The organism is Allobosea sp. UNC402CLCol, from assembly GCF_000745475.1.
Taxonomy (GTDB): Bacteria; Pseudomonadota; Alphaproteobacteria; order Rhizobiales; family Beijerinckiaceae; genus Allobosea; species Allobosea spartocytisi.
In genome coordinates this window covers 14,172-34,543 of sequence record NZ_JQJJ01000010.1, presented here as the reverse complement: position 1 = coordinate 34,543, position 20,372 = coordinate 14,172, and the positions used below count along the sequence as shown (strand labels likewise).

19 protein-coding genes are annotated in these 20,372 nt (G+C 66.5%); 6 read left to right on the top strand and 13 right to left on the bottom strand.

Features of this window, described 5'->3' with window-relative positions:
- Positions 1–27: 27 nt before the first annotated feature.
- The 9 genes from GY40_RS12190 to GY40_RS12150 form a co-directional block, all read right to left on the bottom strand.
- Positions 28–1,053 (bottom strand): 5-oxoprolinase subunit C family protein, encoded by a 1,026-nt coding sequence (locus GY40_RS12190; protein WP_038362693.1) that lies wholly within the window; start codon positions 1,051–1,053, stop codon positions 28–30.
- Positions 1,050–1,781, bottom strand: a complete 732-nt coding sequence (locus tag GY40_RS12185; protein WP_038362691.1) for a 5-oxoprolinase subunit B family protein — start codon at positions 1,779–1,781, stop codon at positions 1,050–1,052. Before GY40_RS12185 ends, GY40_RS12190 begins: the two co-directional genes overlap by 4 nt.
- On the bottom strand, positions 1,778–2,536 hold the full coding sequence (locus tag GY40_RS12180; RefSeq protein ID WP_038362689.1) for a LamB/YcsF family protein: 759 nt from the start codon (positions 2,534–2,536) through the stop codon (positions 1,778–1,780). Before GY40_RS12180 ends, GY40_RS12185 begins: the two co-directional genes overlap by 4 nt.
- A gap of 67 nt (positions 2,537–2,603) precedes the next feature.
- Positions 2,604–3,308 carry an ABC transporter ATP-binding protein gene (locus GY40_RS12175; protein ID WP_038363980.1) on the bottom strand — a complete coding sequence of 235 codons (705 nt, stop codon included), beginning with the start codon at positions 3,306–3,308 and terminating at the stop codon, positions 2,604–2,606.
- Entirely contained in the window at positions 3,301–4,035 is a 735-nt protein-coding gene (locus GY40_RS12170; protein ID WP_038362687.1) for an ABC transporter ATP-binding protein, read from the bottom strand. The genes GY40_RS12175 and GY40_RS12170 overlap by 8 nt, the downstream gene beginning before the upstream one ends.
- The gene (locus GY40_RS12165) at positions 4,032–5,045 is read right to left on the bottom strand and encodes a branched-chain amino acid ABC transporter permease (protein ID WP_038362685.1); all 1,014 of its coding nucleotides are present in this window, start codon (positions 5,043–5,045) and stop codon (positions 4,032–4,034) included. The genes GY40_RS12170 and GY40_RS12165 overlap by 4 nt, the downstream gene beginning before the upstream one ends.
- 2 nt (positions 5,046–5,047) lie before the next feature.
- The gene (locus tag GY40_RS12160) at positions 5,048–5,926 is read right to left on the bottom strand and encodes a branched-chain amino acid ABC transporter permease (RefSeq protein WP_038362683.1); all 879 of its coding nucleotides are present in this window, start codon (positions 5,924–5,926) and stop codon (positions 5,048–5,050) included.
- Positions 5,927–5,951: 25 nt separating this feature from the next.
- The gene (locus tag GY40_RS12155; RefSeq protein WP_038362681.1) at positions 5,952–7,208 is read right to left on the bottom strand and encodes an ABC transporter substrate-binding protein; all 1,257 of its coding nucleotides are present in this window, start codon (positions 7,206–7,208) and stop codon (positions 5,952–5,954) included.
- A gap of 71 nt (positions 7,209–7,279) precedes the next feature.
- Entirely contained in the window at positions 7,280–8,095 is an 816-nt protein-coding gene (locus GY40_RS12150; protein WP_248311186.1) for a putative hydro-lyase, read from the bottom strand.
- Between the two features lie 276 nt (positions 8,096–8,371).
- Here GY40_RS12150 and GY40_RS12145 point away from each other — a divergent pair, with 276 nt between their 5' ends.
- Complete coding sequence (locus GY40_RS12145; protein WP_051987900.1) at positions 8,372–9,253, top strand: LysR family transcriptional regulator; 882 nt, start codon at positions 8,372–8,374, stop codon at positions 9,251–9,253.
- Positions 9,254–9,280: 27 nt separating this feature from the next.
- Here GY40_RS12145 and GY40_RS12140 read toward each other — a convergent pair whose 3' ends face one another.
- From GY40_RS12140 to GY40_RS12130, 3 genes are all read right to left on the bottom strand, one after another.
- Positions 9,281–10,183 (bottom strand): LysR family transcriptional regulator, encoded by a 903-nt coding sequence (locus tag GY40_RS12140; protein WP_038362680.1) that lies wholly within the window; start codon positions 10,181–10,183, stop codon positions 9,281–9,283.
- A 147-nt stretch (positions 10,184–10,330) separates the two neighbouring features.
- Positions 10,331–11,398, bottom strand: a complete 1,068-nt coding sequence (locus GY40_RS12135) for a glutamate cyclase domain-containing protein (RefSeq protein WP_156115934.1) — start codon at positions 11,396–11,398, stop codon at positions 10,331–10,333.
- Between the two features lie 196 nt (positions 11,399–11,594).
- Positions 11,595–12,608, bottom strand: a complete 1,014-nt coding sequence (locus GY40_RS12130) for a threonine ammonia-lyase (protein ID WP_051987897.1) — start codon at positions 12,606–12,608, stop codon at positions 11,595–11,597.
- Positions 12,609–13,085: 477 nt separating this feature from the next.
- On the opposite strand from GY40_RS12130, the gene GY40_RS12125 reads away from it, so the two are divergent.
- Positions 13,086–14,459: an MmgE/PrpD family protein gene (locus GY40_RS12125; RefSeq protein WP_038362678.1), complete on the top strand. Its 1,374-nt coding sequence runs from the start codon at positions 13,086–13,088 to the stop codon at positions 14,457–14,459.
- 177 nt (positions 14,460–14,636) lie between these two features.
- Positions 14,637–15,356, top strand: a complete 720-nt coding sequence (locus GY40_RS12120; protein ID WP_197062741.1) for a GntR family transcriptional regulator — start codon at positions 14,637–14,639, stop codon at positions 15,354–15,356.
- Between the two features lie 20 nt (positions 15,357–15,376).
- On the opposite strand, the gene GY40_RS12115 is transcribed toward GY40_RS12120, so the two are convergent.
- Positions 15,377–16,462, bottom strand: coding sequence for a 4-oxalomesaconate tautomerase (locus GY40_RS12115; RefSeq protein ID WP_081925345.1), 1,086 nt, complete (start codon positions 16,460–16,462; stop codon positions 15,377–15,379).
- Between the two features lie 107 nt (positions 16,463–16,569).
- Here GY40_RS12115 and GY40_RS12110 point away from each other — a divergent pair, with 107 nt between their 5' ends.
- The 3 genes from GY40_RS12110 to GY40_RS12100 all read left to right on the top strand — a co-directional run bounded on the left by GY40_RS12110 (position 16,570) and on the right by GY40_RS12100 (position 20,345).
- Entirely contained in the window at positions 16,570–17,487 is a 918-nt protein-coding gene (locus GY40_RS12110) for a LysR family transcriptional regulator (protein ID WP_038362676.1), read from the top strand.
- A 115-nt stretch (positions 17,488–17,602) separates the two neighbouring features.
- Positions 17,603–18,589 (top strand): Bug family tripartite tricarboxylate transporter substrate binding protein, encoded by a 987-nt coding sequence (locus tag GY40_RS12105; protein WP_038362674.1) that lies wholly within the window; start codon positions 17,603–17,605, stop codon positions 18,587–18,589.
- Positions 18,590–18,992: 403 nt separating this feature from the next.
- Entirely contained in the window at positions 18,993–20,345 is a 1,353-nt protein-coding gene (locus GY40_RS12100; protein WP_038362672.1) for an MmgE/PrpD family protein, read from the top strand.
- Positions 20,346–20,372: the final 27 nt, after the last annotated feature.

Here is a 20,372-nt window from a genome sequence, read left to right as displayed (position 1 = left end):
CGAAACTCCCGATGATGCCGCGTCAGGTCATGCCTGCGCATGGGCGTCGACATAGCCGTCGACGAGATTGAGTCCGAGCAGGAACTCGGAAGTGAAACGGGTGCGGATCAGCGGCTCGACCGGAATCGCGCCCGCCAGGAACGCCTGCTCCTCCGCCCGCGCGGCGACGGCCTCGGCATGCGACACGCTGCGGAAGCACAGGGTGCTGCCCGGCCGGGCCTGCGCCAGGCGACCGAGATCGGGGCCGATGATGGTCGCGATCTTGGGGTAGCCGCCGGTCGACTGCCGGTCCGCCATCAGGATGATGGGCTGTCCTTCGCCGGGCACCTGAATCGCGCCCATGGCGATGCCGTCCGAGGTGATGTTGTAGCCGCGCAGATGGGTCAGCTTCGGCCCCTCGAGGAAGCAGGCCATGCGGTCGCCGCGCGCCGAAACCGTCCAGGGCCCCGCCAGGAAGGAGGCGATCTGGTCGGGGGCGAAGAAATCGTCCTGCGGCCCGAGGATGACGCGGATCGTCTCGGCCGGGCGCTCCAGCAGCGGCGCCTGGATCGCCCCCGCCGCGACCGACACCCTGGCCGGCGTGCCGGTCGCGAGCCTGTCGCCGGCCGCAAGCGCGCGCCCTTCGAGGCCGCCGATGCCTGTGCGCGTATGGGTCGAGGCCGAGCCCAGCACGAGCGGCAGGTCGAGCCCGCCGGCAACCGCGAGATAGCACCAGCACCCGGCCGCCCCGGCCCTGAGCCTCAGCTGGACTCCAGGCTCGAGACGCACAACCACGGCCGGCGGCAGGGCCTGCCCGTCCAGCGTCGCGGAAAAGGCGCCGCCCGCGACCGCGACGGTCAGCGGCGCCTCCTCGGCCGTGATCTCGATGCCACCCAGCGAGACTTCGATGGCGGCCGCGCCGGCCGGATTGCCCAGCGCCCGGTTCGCGACCGCATGGGCGAGCGGATCCATCGGCCCCGCCCCGGTCACGCCATAGCGCAGATAGCCGTGCCGGCCGCCATCCTGCACGGTGGAGCCCGGGCCTGCCGAGAGGATGCTGAGCGTCCCGGTCATTGCCCCTGCCTCCGGGCCACCACCTCGCCGGCCTCGACGCGCCGGTCGAGCGCGGCGAAGGTGGCGGCATCGATGGGCTCGAAGCGGATGTCGTCGCCGGGCTCCATCAGGAAGGCGCTGGCGCGCTCGGGCGCATAGAGGCGTTCCGGCGTACGCCCGACCACGTACCAGCCGGTCGGCATCGAGAAGGTGGCAATGGCGCTAAGCCCGCCGCCGACGAGCACGACCTTGCTGTCATGCGGCGGGCGCGGCTTCGTCCGCCGCGAGATCGCGATCTCGTCGGGCAGACCGCCCAGATAGGTGAAGCCCGGCGCGAAGCCGTACATATAGGCGCGATAGGTGGCGCCCGCATGGATCTGCGCCGCTTTCTCGGCCGGCATGCCCATGATCTCCGCCATTTCGGCGAGATCCTCGCCATGCGGCGCCTCGTAGCAGCAGGGCACCGTCCACAGCACGGCCTTGCGCGCGCGTGTCTTGGGAGCCGACAGCCGCTCCTCGACCATCCCGACCAGCGCGTCGCGGGTGATCTGCAACGGGTCGTAATGGATCATCAGCGAGCGATAGGTCGGCACCAGCTCGCGCAGGCCCGTGGGCGCCGCCTCCGCGAGCGCGGCGTCGAGCGCGAGCACGCGGTCGCTGACTGCCGGGTCGACGCCGCTGCCGAACTCGACGACCAGCGCGGCTTCCCCCGCATCGAGAAAGCGCGGCATGGCGTCCGAAGCGCTCATGCGAAGGCCGCGAGCGTGATGCCGGCCCGTTCCAGCGCCTTGCGCACATGGCGGGCCATCGTGACTGCATGGCTGGAATCGCCATGCACGCAGATCGACCTGACCGGCGTCGGCAGGCGCTTGCCCGTCGCCGTGACGATGACGCCTTCGGTGACCATCTCGATGACGCGGGCAGCGGCCTCCTCATGATCGGTGATCATCGCGCCGGGCTTGCTCCGCGCGATCAGCAACCCTTCATCGGTATAGCCGCGATCGGCGAAGATCTCCTGATAGGTCGTCAGCCCTGCCGCCTCGCCGGCCGCGACCTGCGCGGTCAGCGCCGTCGCCAGCAGGGCGAGGCTGGGATCGACCGCCTTCACCGCTCGCGCGATCGCATCGGCGACCGGGCGCTCCTCGCAGGCGATGTTGCCGAGCGCCCCATGCGGCTTCACATAGCTGATGCGGTGGCCAGCATAGGCCGCCAGCGCCTGCGCCGCGCCGAGTTGATAGGCGACGAGGCGCTCGATCTCGCCGGTCGAGAACGGGATGCGCCGGCGCCCAAAACCCCAGAGATCGGGAAAGCCGGGATGCGCGCCGATCGCCACGCCGCGCTCGCGCGCCACCGTGAACGCCTTCGCCATGATCTCCGGATCGCCCGCATGCAGGCCGCAGGCGACATTCGCCGAGGTGACGATGCCCAGCATGGCCTCGTCGTCGCCGCAGCTATAGGCCCCGAAGCCCTCGCCCAGATCGGAATTGAGATCGACGGACAGCATGGCGCACCCCGCTTGGTTGAATTGCCGAAACCGAGGAGGGCGCCGCCTTGCGGCGCCCTCCTTTGCGTCACATGCCGAGATAGGCGCGCCGGATATCCGGGTTGTCGCGCACCTCGGCGGCCGTGCCGGAGAGGATCACCCTGCCGGTCTGCAGCACATAGGCACGATCGGCGATCTCCAGGCTCTCGGCCAGGCGCTGCTCGACCAGGAGCACGGTCACGCCGGCCTTGCGGATGGTCTCGACCGCCGCGAAGATCTCGTCGACCAGCTTGGGCATGATGCCCTGCGACGGCTCGTCGAGCATCAGGATGCGCGGGCGCGTCATCAGCGCCCGGCCGATGGCGAGCATCTGCTGCTCGCCGCCCGACAGGGTCGCGGCGCGTTGCGGCAGGCGCTCCTTCAGCCGCGGGAACAGGGCGAAGACCTGCTCCAGCGGCTGCTCGCGATCGGCCTTGGCCCGGTGCAGGTAGCTGCCGAGCCGGAGATTGTCGGAGACCGAGAGTCGCGGGAACAGTCGCTTGTTCTCGGGAACATAGGCGACGCCGCGCTTGGTGATCTCGTGGCCGGGCAGCCCGCTGATCGTTTCGCCGGCGAAGGAGACCGTGCCGGAGCGGGCCTTCTCCATGCCGGAGATGGTCTTCAGCAGGGTCGATTTGCCGGCCCCGTTGGCGCCCGCCACGACGACGATCTCGCCTTCAGCCACCGTCACCGAGATGTCGGAGATCGCGATCAGCCCGTCATAGGCCGTGGTCAGGGAGGAGACTTCAAGCAGCACGATGTCTCTCCCCCAGATAGGCGGTGATGACGGCGTCGTCGCGCACCACATCCCGCGGCTTGCCTTCGGCCAGCACCTTGCCGAGGTTGAGCACAACGGCGCGGTCGACCAGCGGCATCACGATTTCCATGACGTGCTCGACCATGACGACGGTGACGCCCTGGTCGCGCACCTTGCGCACCAGCTCGACCCCGAGCCGGGCCTCGCTCGGCGTGAGGCCGGTCATCACCTCGTCGAGCAGCAGGAGCTTGGGCTTGGTGGCGAGCGCGCGCGCCACCTCCAGCCTGCGCTTCTCAGGCGGCGTCAGCTCGCCGGCCGGCGCCGGGGCGCGCTGCTGCAGTCCGCAGAAAGCGAGCGTCTCATAGGCGACCCGGCGTGCCGCCGCGCTGCCCGGCTCCTTCGCGAAGGCGCCGACCATGACGTTGTCGAGCACGCTCATCGAGTCGAAGGAGCGCGGCACCTGGAAAGTCCGGGCGATGCCGAGCCGGCAACGCGCCGGCCCCGACAGCCTGGCGATGTCCTGCCCTTCGAAGCGGATGCTGCCCTCGTTCGGCGGGAATGCTCCGGCGATGAGGTTGAACAGGGTCGACTTGCCGGCGCCGTTGGGCCCGATCAGGCCGAGGATCTCGCCGCGGCGCACCTCGACCGAGACGTCGGAATTGGCGACCAGACCGCCGAAGCGCCGCGTCACATTCTGGACGTCGAGGAGGATGTCCGTGCTCATGAGCGCCCCTCCGCCTTCTGCCTCTTGCCCTGGAAGAGGCTGAGGATGCCTTCGGGCTTGGCGAGCGCGACGAGCATGATCAGGCCGCCATAGATGATCAGGTCGATGCCGGAGCCGGAGCCGCCGAGATAGGAGCGGGTGATCTCGGTGAGCGGGATCAGGATCGCGGCGCCGACGACGGGTCCCCAGAGCGTGCCGATGCCGCCCAGCACGGCCGGCAGGGCAAAGAGCAGCGAGAAACGGAAGCTCATCACGCTCTCCGGGTCGATATAGGCCAGGAAACTCGCATAGAAGGCGCCGCCGATTGCGGTGAAGAAGGCCGAGACCGCTGCCGCCGCCATCTTCGAGTGGAAGATCTCGACGCCGAGGCTCTCGGCGGCTTCCGGATTATCCTTGACCGCGCGCCACCAATAGCCCCAGCGCGAGCCTTCGATCAGGAAGGTGACGAACCAGGTGATCGCCAGCAAGGCGAGCGCGAGATGGATATAGGGCACCTTGTCGCGCGCGAACTGGAGTGTCGCCCAGCTGTCGGAGCCGAACGGCCACTGGATGCCGAGCGCGCCGCCGACGAAGTCCCAGTTATGGACCAGCAGCAGGCCGATCTCCGCGATGACGATGGTCGCGATCGAAAAGTAATGCCCCTTCAGGCGGAAGCAGGGATAGCCGAGCAGCAGCGCGATGGCGGCCGACAGGATGCCGCCGACCAGCATGCCGCCCCAGGGCACGATGCCATAGGTGACGAAGAGCACCGAGGTGGCATAGGCCCCGATGCCGAAATAGAGCGCGTGGCCGAGCGAGATCTGGCCGCAATAGCCGCCGAGGATGTTCCAGCTCTGCGAGACGGCAGCGTAGAGCAGCGTCAGCACGAGCACGTTCTGGAGATAGACGTCCTTGATCGCGAAGGGAGAGACCGCGATCGCCGCGAACACCGCGGCCGCGACGAGGAGCTGGTTGCGGCGCCGCGGCAGCATGCCGAAGGCCGGAGGAAGGTTCAGGGCTTCGTCCGTCATCGTCACAGCTTTCCGAACAGGCCGCTTGGCCGGATGAAGACGACGCCGAGATAGAGCGCGAAGATGCCGAGGGATTTCATGGCGGGAGGCAGGAACGCCGCGGTGAGCGCCTCGACCAGGCCGACGATGACGCCAGCGACCAGCGCGCCGAAGACGCTGCCGAAGCCGCCGAGCGCCACGGTGACATAGGCGATCAGGCCGAAGGTCGCGCCGACCTGCGGGTGGATGTAATAGAAGATCGCGAGCACCGCGCCGGCAAGGCCGACGAGCGCGGCCCCCAGCCCCCAGCCCAGCGCAAAGACGCGGTTGCGGTCGATGCCGACCAGCGCGACGGCGCCCTGGTCCTCGCGCGTCGCCTCCAGCGCCTTGCCGAAATCGGTTCGCGACATCAGCAGGTAGAGCCCGCCGAAGGCCGCGATCGAGACCAGCCCGCCGAACATCTGCGGCCAGGGCAGGAAGACGCCGCCGAGGTCGAGCGTCTTGCCGCCGAGCCAGGAGTTGCCGATGCTGCGATAGTCGGGCGTCAGGAAATACTGGGCTGCGCCCTGCAGCAGCGTCGCCAGGCCGAAGGTCGCGAAGATCTGCACCATGCCCTGATTGGCCTTCGCCCGCATCGCGAAGCGGACGATGCCGAGATAGGCCAGCGCGCCGACGCAGAAGAGCACCGCGGCGGCGACAGGGGCGAACAGCACGGGATCGAGCGCGGTGAACAGGAAGAGCCCGAAGACGACATACATCGCCGTCATCAGGAACTCGCCATGGGCGAAGTTCACCACATCCATCAAGCCGAAGATGAGCGAGAGGCCGACTGCGATCAGGGCGTAGATCAGCCCCATGAGCAGGCCGCTCGCAAGCACCTGGAGAAGTGCTTGCGTCGTCATGCCGGATTCCTTCCTGAAGTGAGGGTCAGCCGTTCATCGGCCAGATCGCATCCGCGATCGCGACCTCGCTCGGGAAGATGGTGACGAATTTGTCGCCGAGATATTGCAGCAGAACCGGGCTGGCCTCCGGGTTCTGGCCGTCCGGCCCGTATTTCACGCGCGCCCAGGGCATGATCGTGCTCGTGCCGGGAATGTCGGTGGCGGCGAGCGCGTCGCGGACCTTCGGGCCTTCGAGCGAGCCGGCGCGGTTGATCGCCTCGGCCAGCAGCAGCAGCCCCATGAACTGGCGCGAGGTGTTGTCGTTCAGGTCGCGGGTCGAGCGCGCCTTGAACATGTCGTTGACGGTCTTGATGAACGGGCGCTTCGCCGCGAGATCGAGCGAGAAGCTGGCCCGGGTGATGGCGCCCTTCAGCTTGTCGCCGACGGCATCGTAGGTGACCTGCTCGGAGAAGCCGCTGGCCTGCGCGACGAGGTTCTTCGGCTTGAAGCCGAGCTCCGCCATCGTCTTGACCAGCAGCATCGCGTCGGTGGTGTAGGTCGAGGGCATCAGAACGTCGGGGTCGGCGCTCTTCAGCTGCTGCACCTCGGCCGTCAGGGACGGCGAGTTGGTGCGGTATTTGACGTCGGCGGCGATCTTGTAGCCGCGGTCATTGGCGAGCTTGCGCTGCGTGTTCGAGGAATCGACGCCGAAGATCGTATCCTCGAAGAACAGCCCGACGCTGTCGATCTTCTTGCCCTTCTTCTTCTGCGCGTCGAAGAAGTCGAACATCGCGGCCGAGAACATCTCGTCCTGGGCGGCCGGACGGAAGAAGAACTTCATATTGCGGCGCTGCAGGCTCGGCGAGGAGGAGTCGGCGCACAGGAAGGGGACGCCGTAGCGCTCGGTGACGGCGCTGACCGTGGCGGAGACGGAGGACTGGTAGCAGCCGATGATGGCCGAGACCTTCTCCTGCGTGATCAGGCGCTCGGCCTCGGCCCTGCCCTTCTGCGGATCGGCCTGGTGATCGGCGAAGACGAGGCGGATCTTGGCCCCGCCCAACGCGGCAAGGCCAGCACCCTTGGCGGCGACGAGATCGAGCTGGTGGTCGTTGTTGATGATGTCGAGCGCGGTTTCGAAGGCGTTGCGCGCGTCGATGCCAACCTGCGCGCTCGCCCCGGACATCGGGTAGATCACGCCGATGGTGACTTCCTTGGGCGCCTGCGCCCGGGACGTGCCGGGATAGGCCAGCGAGCCGGCGGCGGCAGCGGACACGCCCGCCAGGAGCAATTCTCTACGATTCATGGCTTAAACCCCTCTTTTTTGATGACTGCGCGGCTCTTTTTCGGCCGGCAGGGTGGTGGTGGTGGTGGAGATCAGATGACGGCGAACTCCGTGTTGCGCCGGTCGGTCACCAGCATGCAGCCGGGCGCATGGGTGATCGCGAAGGGCGGCTTCACTTTGGCGATGACGGATTGCGGGGTGACGCCGCAGGCCCAGAACACCGGCAGCTCGCCGGGCAGCACCTCGACGGCGTCGCCATAATCGGGCTGCGAGACGTCCCTGATGCCGATCAGGGCCGGGTCGCCGATATGCACCGGCGCGCCGTGCACGGCAGGGAAGCGCGAGGTGACCTGGATCGCCCGGATCGCATGGGCCGCCTTGAGCGGGCGCATGGAAACGACCATCGGGCCACTGAAGGGGCCGGCCGGAACGCAGTCGATGCTGGTCCGGAACATCGGCACGCGCAGGCCGCGCTCGACATGGCGCAGCGGGATGCCTTCGTCGAGCAGGGCTTCCTCGAAGGAGAGCGAGCAGCCGATGACGAAGGAGACGAGGTCGTCGCGCCAATACTGGCCGACATCGCCGGTCTCGGCGACGAGCTCGCCATTCTCCCAGACGCGATAGCCCGGAAAATCGGTGCGGATGTCGAGATCCCGGCCGAGGACCGGCACCAGCGGGCTACCGACATCGGACACGCCGATGATGGGGCAAGGACGCGGATTGGCCTGGCAGAAGCGCAGGAAATCGCCGGCGAGATCGGCCGGCAGGATGGCGAGATTGCCCTGGACGAAGCCGGGAGCCAGGCCCGAGGTCGTTCCCTTCAGAGCTCCGCTGCGACAGGCGAGCCGAACCGACAGGGCCGAGCCGATGTCGAACGCGCCGGCCGCATGCTGCGATGCGGGCATCATCGTCGGCCTGCTCATCGTCTCCGCCATCCCCTCATCCCCGTTCGTTGCATCATGGGCGCACCGTCCGACGCACACGTCCAATCGTGAATCCGTATCGATCGCCATAACGGGCCGTTATGCCGGAAGGCCGGCCGGCTGCCGTCCTTCCGGGCAGACGGGTCCGTGATCGGACAGCCGCGCGGAGGCTCCGCGTCTTGTGCAGCGCATTAAATTTGACGCACCGCGAACAAAATGAAAAATGCGTTTCTCTGCTTTCAGTTTTAAGAAAAACTACAAATGGATACGCGCTTCCTGCAGACCCTGCTGACTGTCGCTGAGACGGGATCGCTCACGCGGACCGCACGGGCGCTGAACCTGACGCCCTCCGCCGTGATGCAGCGGATCAAGGTGCTGGAGGGCGAGATCGGCGCGCCTTTGATCCATCGCTCGGGCAATGCGATGTGCGTGACGGCCGCCTGCGCCGCGATCCTGGAGGATGCCCGCTTCGTCGTCGGCACGGTGTCCCATATCAAGGCAGCAGCGGCGGGGCGCCAGGATGTCGGGCTGCTGCGGGTCGGCGTGATCCACACGGTGCTGAGCGGCCTCATGCCGGATGTGATGCTGGCGCTGCAGCGCAACCGACCGGGCATCGAGCTTTACATCCTGCCGGGTACGTCGACGGATCTCTATGCCAAGCTGGCCGCCGGCGAGCTCGACACGGCCATCATCGTCCAGCCGGCCTTCGCGATGCCGAAGACCCTGGAATGGACGCAGCTGCGGCAGGAGCCGCTGCTCCTGATCACGCCGCGGGAGACCGCGGAAAGCGACCCCGGGCTGCTGCTCAAGACCGAGCCCTTCATCCGCTACGACCGCAACCATTGGGGCGGCCGCGTCGTCGAGCAATATCTGCGCTCGAAGCGCATCGTGCCGCGCGAATTCCACGAGCTTGATTCGATCGAGGCGATCACCATCCTGGTTCATAGAGGGCTCGGTGTCGCGCTCATCCCGGACTGGCTGCCGCCCTGGCCGCAGGGCGTCGATGTCCGGAAGTTGCCGATCGTGGATGCGCCGAAGCGCTCGATCGGGCTGATCTGGCCGAAGGTTTCGCGGCGTCAGCCCCTGGTCCGGGCCTTTGCCGACGAGGTCCTGTGGGTGGCCGCGCGGCTCGGGATCGACTGAGCTTGAGGGGGGCTGCGAGCTCCGCCTTCAGAAGGCGCGGCTCGCCTCGTAGCTGCGCGCGATGTCCTGGGCGAGCTCGGCCATCGGGCGTGCGAGGCTGCCGCTCAGCGTCAGCGGAAAGGCAGCGGTGAAGACCAGATCCGGCAGGTCCAGCACCGTCTTGACGATACGCAGCCGGCCTTCCTTCAATTCGCGCTGCACCACGACCGGCGGGATCACGCTGACGCCGATCCTGTCGAGCGTCATCTGGACGATGGTCGTCAGAGACGAGTTGCCGAAGATGCGCGGCGGCGGCAGGGACGGATCGTTCAGCGCCTCGCGTAGGCGCGGATAGGGCGCCGTCGCCTTGGGGTAGGTGATCATCGGGAAATTGCGAAGCTCGGCGATGCTGAGCGGCTCCTCGCCGAGCACCATATCCGGGGAGGCGATCACGGCCAGCGAATAGGCGCATAGGTCGCAGCTCGCCATGGTCAGGTCGTCGATCGGGCCGAGCATGAAGGCGAGGTCGAGGTCGCCGCGGGCGAGCAGGTCGCGCATTGCCGGCGACACGTCCACCGTCAGATCGATGACGATGTTGGGATAGACAGCATGCGCGCGCTCCATGAACCGGCTGAGCCAGGTCTGCGCGATGGTCTCCGACACGCCCAGCCTGACGACGCCCTTCATGGCGACAGCCGAGCCGACCTCGGCCAGCATCTCCGTGCGCAGCAGCAGAAAGCGCTCCGCATATTGGACGAGCTTGCGGCCCTGATGGGTCAGGCTGATCGAACGGGCGTTGCGCTCGAACAATTTGACGCCGAGCTCCGCCTCCAGCGCCGCGATCCGCTGCGAGACCGAGGGCTGCGTGGTGTTGGCGCGCTCGGCCGCGCGGCTGAAGCTGTTCAGCTCCGCGACCCAGTAGAACAGCTCGAGGCTGCGGAAATCGGTCATCTCAGGCGGTGCCCCGCTCGCTTGCCGGCCGGCCGATCGCCGCCGGCCGCTCCGGGCAGGCTAGCATGATTGGCCCCTCGCCTGGGACTGCGGCGGCGCTTCACACATCCGGTTCCAAGCATCCGAGGCGATGCCGGACAGCCCCGGTCACTTCACCTGCCGCCAGTCGCCGCGATCGCCCTTCCAGTTGACCGAATGCCCCAGCGCGCGCAGCACCGAGCCCCGCAGGCTGCGCACGAGCCCTTCCCATTCGCGGGCGGAGATGCCGTCAACCGCCGGCTCCGGCGCCATGAACATGCCGTCGACGCCACCCCCAGCGACGCATTGCTCGATGCAGCGCGTTTCGAGCTCCGGCTCATGGAACACGACCTCGTTCTCCAGCAACCCCGCAAGCGCCGCGATGATGCCGGTCGCGCCCCAGTTCGAGACATTGGAGATCACGAGATGGCTCGCCGCCGTCGCTGCCGCGACGCCGCCCCGGCCGGGAATGCCGCAATCAGCGGCCTTGGGCGAGAAGCCCGGCAGATCCTCGGCAAGCACGCCCATGCCCAGCTCATTGCCGCCGTCGCCGATGCCGATGAAGGGCAGGCCAAGCTCCTTTCCGGTGCGGAACAGATAGTCGAGATCGCCGACCATGCCGTCGAGCGGGCGTCCGCCGAGGCCGTGATAGAGCCCGTTCGCATTGGCGCCGGGGCGCTCGATCGCGATCATCAGGCTGGGGCGTGTCCGTTCCAGCAGATCGTCGCTCACCGCCCGGCAGCCCTCGGCGTCCTTCGGTACCGTGCGGATATAGACCGGGCGCAGGAAGGCGATCGGCTCGATCACGCCCGAGATGGGGAACGGCATCGGGACGAGGCCGGCGCCGAGGCAGGTCTGGCGCATCATCGCCTCCCAATCCTCGTCGACGACGATGACGCTTTCGACGCCGAGCCCGAGGAACAGCGCTCGCGCCAGCAGCGCCGCGCCGACCGGGCCATCGGTCTCCGGCACGCCGCCGCCCTCCGGGAAACCGGTCGCGATCAGGACGGGGCCGCCCTTCTCCCTGACCCTGTTCACGATGATCTCGGCCGCGCCCATGCAGATCGGCCCCTGCTGACGCCGTTCGAGCGCGCCGCGGAGATGGTCGATCAGGCCGACGCCAGTCAGGTCGATCGTCATGAAGCGGTCGATCGTGGCGGCGAGGCGACCGTAGAGCGGCGTTTCTTTCGACAGCATGGCGGTTCGGTATCTTTCAGGAACGGAAGGTTTCAGAGCCTCTCTGGACATTCCCTCAACCCTCATCCCGAGCAGCCATTCCGTCAGAAAGGGCGTTCAAAGGAGGCTTGAGGAGGCTCCGGAATCATTTGGAATCATCCTTCGAGAGGCTGCTTTGCAGCTTCTCGGGATGAAAAGTGAGTTTCCAAACAGGAGCTCAGACGGCGATGCACCGGGCGAATGTGTCGTGGTCGACATTCCCGCCGCTCAGCACCAGAGCAACGGTCTTGCCGGCGACGTCGAGCTTGCCGGCGAGCGCCGCGGCCAGGGGGGCGACGCCGCCGGGCTCGACCACCAGCTTCAGCAAATCATGGGCGAGCCGCATGGCGCGGCGGACCTCGTCATCGGTGACGGCGACGGCGCCGGCCAGCAGCGCCTGGTTGACCGGGAAGGTCAGCTCTCCGGGGGTCGCGACCTGCAGCGCGTCGCACAGGCTCCGGGCGCCGGGCGCATTGCTCTCGCGCCGGCCGGACGCGAGCGAGCGGGCGGTGTCGTCGAAACCGGCGGGCTCCACGCAGAACACGCGCGTATCGGGGGAGGCGCCGTTCATCGCGATGGCGCAGCCCGCCGCCAGCCCGCCACCGCTGCAGCTCACCGCGAGCATCTCGAGCGAAACGCCGCGCTCGCGAGCCTGCTCGGCGAGTTCCAGCGCGACCGTACCCTGCCCCGCCATGATGTCGGGATCGTCATAGGGTGGGATGATCACGGCGCCGGTGGCGGCCGCGATCTCGGCCCCGATCGTCTCGCGCACTTCCGTCGCGCGATCATAGAGGCGTACCGTACCGCCGAACCGCTCGGCGCCCTCGATCTTGGTGCGCGGCGCGTCCGAGGGCATCAGGATCGTCGCCTTGATGCCGTTGCGGGCGGCGACGGCGGAGATCGCCAGCGCATGGTTGCCCGAGGACCAGGCGACGATGCCGCCCTTCCGCTCGGCCGGGGTCATGCGCAAGACGCGGTTGAGCGCGCCGCGGAACTTGAACGAACCCGTGGTCTGCAGCGTCTCGGCCTTCAACAGGACTTTTGCGGAGAGGATGCGATCAAGCTCGTCATTCGCGATGAGCGGCGTTTTGACGACATGGCCGGAGATCCGAAGAGCCGCCGCTGCGACGTCACGAAACTCGACGCAAAGCCGAAGATCTTCACTGATCTTTACTTGAGGTCTTCCGCTCATTTATTTTATCCCGGCAGTAATTCTCCAAACAAGCTATTTAAATCCGCAAGGCGGTCAAATTCTCAATCGCGATGGGAGTGGATAAGGTCGGCTTATCGATTGGGCGGCGCCGAATTGGACGCTTAGCGCGGAACGTTCAGCTGCACCGCTGGTCGCAGGGCGTTGTCAGGTTAACTGCCGCGAGCGCCAAGAGATGGGGCCGCCGCCACCAAAGCGAACCCATGCGCCGCCCAGCTTGGCCGCGCAGGGCGCGGTGTAGCCCGATCAAGCGTCGAGGGGTCTACCGGCCAGTCCGTCTTCAGCCCGGCTCTCGAACGATTGTCCGGCATGATCGTAGCTGAAGAGACCACCAAACGGGCCCCGAAACAAATCAACATGCAGCTGCATACATTTGTACTTGACGTGCGATGTCAGCACGATATGCCCCGGTGAGGCTACGGCGCTGCCTGAGGTCGGTCGAGCCGCTGGAGGTGATCAATGAGCGAGCAGTCTTTCGAACAGAACCGCTCTGAAAAGCTGGCGAGTTTCGTCGCCGGCGCACGCGGACGAGTCTTGCCGGAAGCGGTGCGGGATGCCGGCAGGCAAGCTCTCGCCGACTTCATCGCCGTCTCGGTGGCCGGCCATCAGGACGGCGCCGTCGAAGCCCTCCGCGCGGTCGCCGCCAACTGGAACGCGCCGGGCGGGGCGCGCATCTTTCTAGGGTCGAAAACCCAGCCGGCGATCGCGGCATTGCTCAACGGAACCATGACCCACGCCATGGACCTCGACGACGTGCACTACGCCGGCGGTGGACATCCCAGCGGCCCCTGCTGGTCGGCCGCGCTCAGCCTGGCGGAACATCACGAGGTCGACGACGAGACCGCCCTCCGCGCTTTCGTCACCGGATATGAAGTCATGGCGCGGCTCGGCGGCGGGGGGCAGCAGGGTGTGGGCCGCACGCTCCAACACCATGGCTTCCACCCGACATCGATATTCGGCCGAGCCGGTGCCGCGGCCAGTGCGAGCGTTCTCCTGGATCTCGACCAGGATCAGGTGGCGAACGCGCTCGGCGTCGCCGCCACAACCGCAGGCGGGCTCGTCGGCTCGTTCGGCACACATTCCAAGCCGTTCCATGCGGGCAAGGCGGCCATGGACGGCGTTATGGCCGCAGAAATGGCGCGTTCGGGCTTCGTGTCCGGGCAGAACCTCTTCGAGCGCGACAAGGGGCTGCTGCCGAGCTTCCTGAAGGGAGCGGAGTTTGTGCTGCCGGAGCTGGACTTCGACGAACAGTGGTACGTCCTGCGCAATGGCTACAAGCGCTTCGCGAGCTGCCGCGCGACGCATGCCGCGGCTGAAGCCGCCCTGAGCGTCAAGGATCAGGTCGGGAACAGGACGGTCACCAGGATCCAGGCCTTCGTCAATCCGATTGCGCTGGTGGCCGCAGGCAACCCCGCGCCCAGAACGGGCCTGGAAGCCCGTTTCAGCACCTATTGCTGCATTGCCATGGGGCTCGCCGGGTACCGCCTCTCCGCTTTCGATTTTACCGATGAGATGGTTGCGGACCCGGCGGTTTCGGAACTTCTGCCCAAAATCGAGTGCATTCCCGTCAAGGGGCAGTCGGAGGTGGCCGCGAAGCTGCTGATCGATCTCTCGGACGGGCAGCAGATGGAGGCCTCGGTCGATATCGTCCTCGGTCACCCCGACCGGCCGCTGAACTGGGTCCAGATTCAAGACAAGTTCGAAGGGCTTGTCGCGCCGGTTCTGGGAGACGAGAAGGCAGACGAGCTGTTCAAGGCGGTCACGGGCTTCGCCACGAACGACAGGCTGTCTATTCCAAGAATTTCCGCCTTGCTTGAGGCCCGGCAGCACTGAAGCCCATCGCCTGGGCCGCCTCTCAGAGCGGCTCAGGCCCGTGGCATCTTGGCCGGTTTCGGGCATCCGTGCTAACCGCACTGCTCAGGCTCGGCGGTTGCGCCGAGCCTCTGTCCGGCAGTGGCCGGCGTCTCGGCCCGGCCGATGCGCGCCGTCAGGCGATGAAAGGTTTGCAGGTTGGCGAAGCCAGTCAAAGTCCGGACCAGCGGCAAACGGCGACCAACTTCGGCCGACACGACCGATCATCAGATCAGCGGCAGCGGCGATCTGGCCTCCGATATCCAGATCAAGGTGCGCGATGCCATCCGCAAAGGCACGCTTCCCATCGGCGAGCGCGTCACGGAGGTCGATCTCGCGGCCCGTTTCGGCGTGTCGCGGACGCCCGTGCGCGATGCCATCCTTCGTCTCGAAGCCGACGGCTTGCTGACGAACGAGCCCCGGCGCGGGTTGATCGTCTCCAACCTCAACCATCAGCAGGTGGTCGAACTTTATTTTATGAGGGAGGTGCTCGAGGGCGCAGCAGCGCGCCTGGCGGCCCAGAGCGCCAGCGACATCGAGCTGGAGACGATCTCCGCCCTGAGCGCGCTCGAATCCGAGCCGGGCGTAACCCTCGACGCTCTCAGCGATATAAACGTCAAAATCCACAACATGATCGCGCTTGCCGCGCATAACCGCTATCTGCTCCGCAGCCTGACGCAACTCGGCATCACGATGTCCCTCTTGCCGAGTCTCCTCGCAATGGGCGATCGCGCGCGATCTGCGGCGTCGGAGCATCGCGCCATCGTCGCGGCATTGTTGGAGCGCGACAGCGAGCGAGCCGAATCCGCCGCCCGCGCCCATGTACGGTCATCCTTGCAGCACCGTCTGCTGCAGACGATCGGCAGGCTACAGAACTAGACGAAACTCCCCAGAGAGCATCAGGCCGCGAGGGGCGCCGGCCGGTCCGGAATTTGGGCGAAGGCGATGCCCTCCAGGATAGGCTTTGTCGTTCTGAGCACCGCGGCGGTGGCTGCGCCTTCCCGTCGGTCGATGACGACCTCGATGCGCCCCGACGGATGCTCGATCGTCACGCTGCGGGGCAGGCTGACCTCTCCGACGAGACGATGCGCCAGCGTGCCCGGCGTGCCGCAGGCCGTGCCGAGACCGACGGCGCCGGTCACGGCGAAAGCCTTGTGGCAGGAGTGCGGCATGAAGTAGCGCGCCGTGAGCGTACCGCCTTTCTGCGGCGGCCCGATCAACACGGGTTTTGGAATGACGAGGCCGGACACGTCTCCCAGCCCCATTCGCCTGCCGGCTTCCAGTCGGATCCTCTCCAGACGATTCATGAGCGACCGGTCGCCATCCAAGTCCGCCGGCAACTCGCCGCCGGTCTTCCCCAGCGCGGTGGCTTCGATCACGACCAGAGGCATCGCAGCGTCGATACAGGAGACTTCGACGCCGTCGATTCTGTCGACGGCCGATCCCGTCGGCAACAGCATTCCGGTCTTGGCGCCAGCGACGCCTAGAAATTCCAGTTCGACCGGCGCGCCGCTGCCGGGAACGCCGTCGATGACCGTGTCGCCATCGTAAGTGGGCCGCCCGTCAGGGGTCAGCACCGTGGCGGCGATGAGTTGGCCGGTGTTGACGTTGTGAATGACGACGCGTGTGCGGCCGATTTGGCCCTGAACGAGTCCCTTCTCTATGGCAAAGGGCGCAACCGTCGACAGCATGTTCCCGCAGTTCGGGGAGGTGTCGACGATCCTTTCGATGACCTTCACCTGGGCGAAGAGATAGTCGACATCGGCGCGGGGGTGAGTCGATGGCCCCACGATGGCGACCTTGCTTGTCAGAGGGTTGCCGCCACCGAGCCCGTTGATCTGAAGCTCATTGCCCGACCCCAAGACCGACAGCAAAATCTCGCCACGCAGAGTGGGTTCGGCCGGCAGGTCGGAAGCGAGGAAAACAGGACCGCGCGACGTGCCGCCGCGCATGAGTGTGCATGGAATGCGAAGTTGGGTCGCCATCGCGGCTCCTTCCAGCAGCTTCCGCCGAGATCGACGGCAACTGGAAAAGCGATATCTGCCACCCCCATCATGTTGTGAAATGCAAAAATTTCGATCATTGATCGGCAATGCGCATCAATTTTGAACTGCTCGATATCCGCGCCTTTCTCGCCGTGCTCGAGCTGGGCGGCTTTCACAAAGCGGCTGAGATGCTCAACATCTCGCAGCCCGCCCTGTCCCGTCGCGTGCAGGCGCTGGAAGCCGCGGTCGGCGCGCCGCTGCTGGAAAGAACGACGCGCAGAGTCGGACCCACGAGCGTCGGCCGGTCCTTCGCGCCGCTGGCCCGTCGCCTGCTCGACGAATTTGAGGAATCTCTGCTCGGCATCACGGGTGTCGCCGGGCGGCAGTACGGTCAGGTCACCATCGCCTGCGTGCCGACGGCCGCCTTCTACTTCCTGCCACGCGCCATCGAGTCGTTCAGCGCGATCTATCCGCTGATCCGGTTTCGTATCCTCGATCTGTCCGCAAATGACGGCCTGGAGAGCGTGGCACGGGGCGAAGCCGAATTCGGCATCAATCTTCTCGGCAGTTCGGACCCTGACCTGGCTTTCACACCGCTCGTCGAGGACCCATTCGTCCTCGCATGCAGGCGTGATCATCCGCTCGCCGCTCGGCAGGAGCTGGCCTGGAAGGATCTTGCCGACCAGACGCTCATCGGGGTCAGCCGCGCCAGCGGCAACCGCATGATCCTGGAAAGCGCTCTCGCCAAGGAGGGCGTGGGGCTGACGTTCAAGTTCGAAGTCAACCACCTGACGACGTCGCTCGGACTGGTCGAGCGCGGTCTTGGCGTCTCGGTGCTGCCCCGGCTCGCGACGCCACCGCAGGATCACCCCGTCATTGCGACGAAGGCAATCGGCGCACCGCCGGTATCGCGAACGATCGGCCTGGTCGAGCGGCGGAAAGCGCGCCTTGCACCTGCGGCCCAACGCTTCAGGGACATGCTGATCCACACCTGGAATGCGAACCCGCGATCGAACTTTCTATAATTGATAGGGATACCGCATCAATCGGATCAATTATCGCATTTCTCAAATTCGCCCTTTGCGTTGAAAGAAGCTCCGATAACGGGGCCACCAGTCGCCCTGACTTTGGGAGGGACGAATGATGCATCTGACTCGCAGGAGCTTGGTTCTGGGCGCGGCTTCTCTGGCGGCAGGGAGCGCGCTCAGCACCGTCGCACGATCGCAGGCTGCCTTTCCCACGCGGCCGATGAAGTTGCTTGTCCCCTATGCGGCAGGCGGCGGAACCGATGCCATCGCGCGGCTCGTTGCGCAGGGCATCGGTGAAAAGCTCGGCCAGTCCCTGGTCGTCGAAAACAACGGCTCGGCCGGTGGCAATCTCATCACCGCACAGGCCGCCTCCTCGCCGCCGGACGGCTACACGGTCCTGCTGGCCAACCAGGGACCCATGGTCGTCAATCCCCACCTGTTCAAAAATGTCCGGGTTGACCCGCTGACAGCCTTCGATCCGGTCACTCTGATCTCCGATACGCCGCTCGCGTTGGTGGTGGCATCGAAATCATCGTTCCAGACCGCGCGGGACCTGATCGATCACGCGAAGAAGAACAACGGGAAGCTCACCTACGGTTCTGCCGGCAACGGTTCGGCGAGCCATCTCGCCACCGTCCTGCTCGCCAGGACTGCAGGATTCGATGCGGTCCACGTTCCCTATCGCGGGGCCGGGCCAGCTTTGACGGACCTCCTCGCCGGACAGACCGACTTCATGGTGACGACCGTTCCGTCGGTGCTTGGTCTGATTGAGGGCAAGTCCGTGCGGCTGCTGGCCGTCACAAGCCCGCAGCGCACCAAGCTCTTCCCCGAGACTCCGACCGTGGCCGAACTCGGCTGGCCGGATTACCGGGCAACGGCCTGGTACGGGCTCGTCGTGCCGAAGGGCACCCCGGAGTCCATCGTCAAGGCTCTTCGTGACGCCACGGTCAGCACGATCAACAACGACACGATCAAGGAGCGCCTGCGCAACGAAGGCGCGGAGCCGATCGGCAACGAGCCGGCAGCCTTCGCCGAGATGATGCGTGCCGAATCCAGGCGCTGGGCAGAGCTGGTCAAGAGCGCGAACATGTCGATCTGAAACGCCGCAAACGCCTGACGTTATCGGGCCTGGCAGGATCGCGCCTTGCGATCCTGCGCCTTTGCCGACGCCGCGCCGGCCGCACATCGGCTGCAAGGCGGCATGGCGTTGCGCATGTTCGACTGTCCGCATGCTTTCCGCGAGTGGTGTCACTGGCCAGCCGCTCCTGACGCGCCACGGGCCGCTTCTCGCGATCAACTCGGCGGCCCCGCCTCCCGAGGCCGAGCCCCCGCCCGACTGCGCCCTCCGACACATCGTTACCGAGCGCGGCAGCTGCCTGTTCGCGACAAATTGAGCTCTATTGAATTCATTTGCATGCAGAAGTAGACAGACGCGCCCTGCCGCGCATATCGGTACGGCACACACGGTTGTCGTCACCATCTGGTCTCTCGGAGAATTGCGGATGCTGGTCCAGCACATTGCGGAGCGTTCCGTTGCCCTCGATCCGCACAGCTTCGATCCGATGGCTCGCAAATGGGCCAAGGACGCCATCGCGGACATGATCGGCTGCGCCCTGCTGGGCGCACGGACAGCGACGACGGACATCGCGCTGGCCACCTCACCGAATGCCGGGGATTGCCTCGTGCTCGGCCGTAAGGCACGGATCGGCCGCCTCGAAGCAGCCTATGTCAACGCCACGTCCGGCCACGCGCTCGATTACGACGACACGAGCAAATCGCTCTCCGGCCACCCGACCGTCATCATCATCCCGGCACTGCTGGCCCTCGCCGAGCAGCGCGACGCGACAGGAGCCGAGCTGCTCGACGCCTATATCGTCGGTGTCGAGACCGCGACCCGCATCGCGCGAGGCGTCAATTTCCATCACTACGAGAAGGGGTGGCATCCGACGGCCACGCTCGGAATATTCGGCGCGGCTGCGGCCTGCGGGAGGCTGCTCGCCCTCCCCGCCGATAGGCTCGCCCATGCGCTGGCGACGGCCGCATCCTTCGCCAGCGGCGTCAAAGCGAATTTCGGCACGCAGACCAAGCCGCTGCATGCCGGCTTTGCCGCGCGCAACGGGCTGTTCGCCGCTCTTCTCGCCGCAGGAGGCGTGCCGGCTTCGCCAGAAGCCTTCGAGCATCCCCAGGGATTTCTCGAGGTCTTCAACGGCACGGGCCATTTCAACGCGGATCGCATGCTGGAAGCGTGGGGGCAGCCGCTCGATCTGCTGGCGCCGGGGATTTCCATCAAGAAATACCCGTGCGTCTACAGCGTGCATGGTGCGATCGATGCCGCCATCGAACTCCGGCGCCGCGAGAGTTTGACCGCCGACAGCATCGCCGCGGTGACAGTGCGGATGCACCGCAGGCGCCTGCTGCCGCATGTACGCAACCCCGCGACCAGCGCGCTCAACGCCAAGTTTTCGATGCCCTACGCGGTCGCGCGAGGGTTGGTGAACGGCGCCGTGACGCTTTCGCATTTCGAGGATGACGCGCTCTACGATCCGCAGGTCACGCGCGTGATGGAACTCATCGGCGTAGACGAGCATAGCGACGACGCCAACGACTATGGCGCTGAAATCGTCGTCGTCCTGAACGACGGCACCCGACTCGCTGCGTCGGTGTCTTCCCCTCTCGGCCGTGGGCCGGAAGCCCCGCTGCCGGACGGCATGTTGCGGGCGAAATACACCGATTGCGCCGGCCGCGCGCTGACGGCCGCAGGAATCGAAGCCAGCTTCGACATGCTCATGCGGCTCGAAGATCTCGACAGCGTCCGTGAACTGACCGCGCTGATCCAAGAATCCAGCTGCGTCTGACCGGCCCGGCCCAGCCTTTTGAGCGAC

Coding starts and splice junctions, on each gene's coding strand:
- GY40_RS12170 (WP_038362687.1), bottom strand. CDS start 4,035: ATGAGCACGGACATCCTCCTCGACGTCCAGAATGTGACGCGGCGCTTC.
- GY40_RS12155 (WP_038362681.1), bottom strand. CDS start 7,208: ATGAATCGTAGAGAATTGCTCCTGGCGGGCGTGTCCGCTGCCGCCGCC.
- GY40_RS12150 (WP_248311186.1), bottom strand. CDS start 8,095: ATGATGCCCGCATCGCAGCATGCGGCCGGCGCGTTCGACATCGGCTCG.
- GY40_RS12185 (WP_038362691.1), bottom strand. CDS start 1,781: ATGAGCGCTTCGGACGCCATGCCGCGCTTTCTCGATGCGGGGGAAGCC.
- GY40_RS12140 (WP_038362680.1), bottom strand. CDS start 10,183: ATGACCGATTTCCGCAGCCTCGAGCTGTTCTACTGGGTCGCGGAGCTG.
- GY40_RS12160 (WP_038362683.1), bottom strand. CDS start 5,926: ATGACGACGCAAGCACTTCTCCAGGTGCTTGCGAGCGGCCTGCTCATG.
- GY40_RS12165 (WP_038362685.1), bottom strand. CDS start 5,045: ATGACGGACGAAGCCCTGAACCTTCCTCCGGCCTTCGGCATGCTGCCG.
- GY40_RS12110 (WP_038362676.1), top strand. CDS start 16,570: ATGCGCATCAATTTTGAACTGCTCGATATCCGCGCCTTTCTCGCCGTG.
- GY40_RS12100 (WP_038362672.1), top strand. CDS start 18,993: ATGCTGGTCCAGCACATTGCGGAGCGTTCCGTTGCCCTCGATCCGCAC.
- GY40_RS12125 (WP_038362678.1), top strand. CDS start 13,086: ATGAGCGAGCAGTCTTTCGAACAGAACCGCTCTGAAAAGCTGGCGAGT.
- GY40_RS12130 (WP_051987897.1), bottom strand. CDS start 12,608: ATGAGCGGAAGACCTCAAGTAAAGATCAGTGAAGATCTTCGGCTTTGC.
- GY40_RS12105 (WP_038362674.1), top strand. CDS start 17,603: ATGATGCATCTGACTCGCAGGAGCTTGGTTCTGGGCGCGGCTTCTCTG.
- GY40_RS12135 (WP_156115934.1), bottom strand. CDS start 11,398: ATGCTGTCGAAAGAAACGCCGCTCTACGGTCGCCTCGCCGCCACGATC.
- GY40_RS12115 (WP_081925345.1), bottom strand. CDS start 16,462: ATGGCGACCCAACTTCGCATTCCATGCACACTCATGCGCGGCGGCACG.
- GY40_RS12145 (WP_051987900.1), top strand. CDS start 8,372: ATGGATACGCGCTTCCTGCAGACCCTGCTGACTGTCGCTGAGACGGGA.
- GY40_RS12190 (WP_038362693.1), bottom strand. CDS start 1,053: ATGACCGGGACGCTCAGCATCCTCTCGGCAGGCCCGGGCTCCACCGTG.
- GY40_RS12180 (WP_038362689.1), bottom strand. CDS start 2,536: ATGCTGTCCGTCGATCTCAATTCCGATCTGGGCGAGGGCTTCGGGGCC.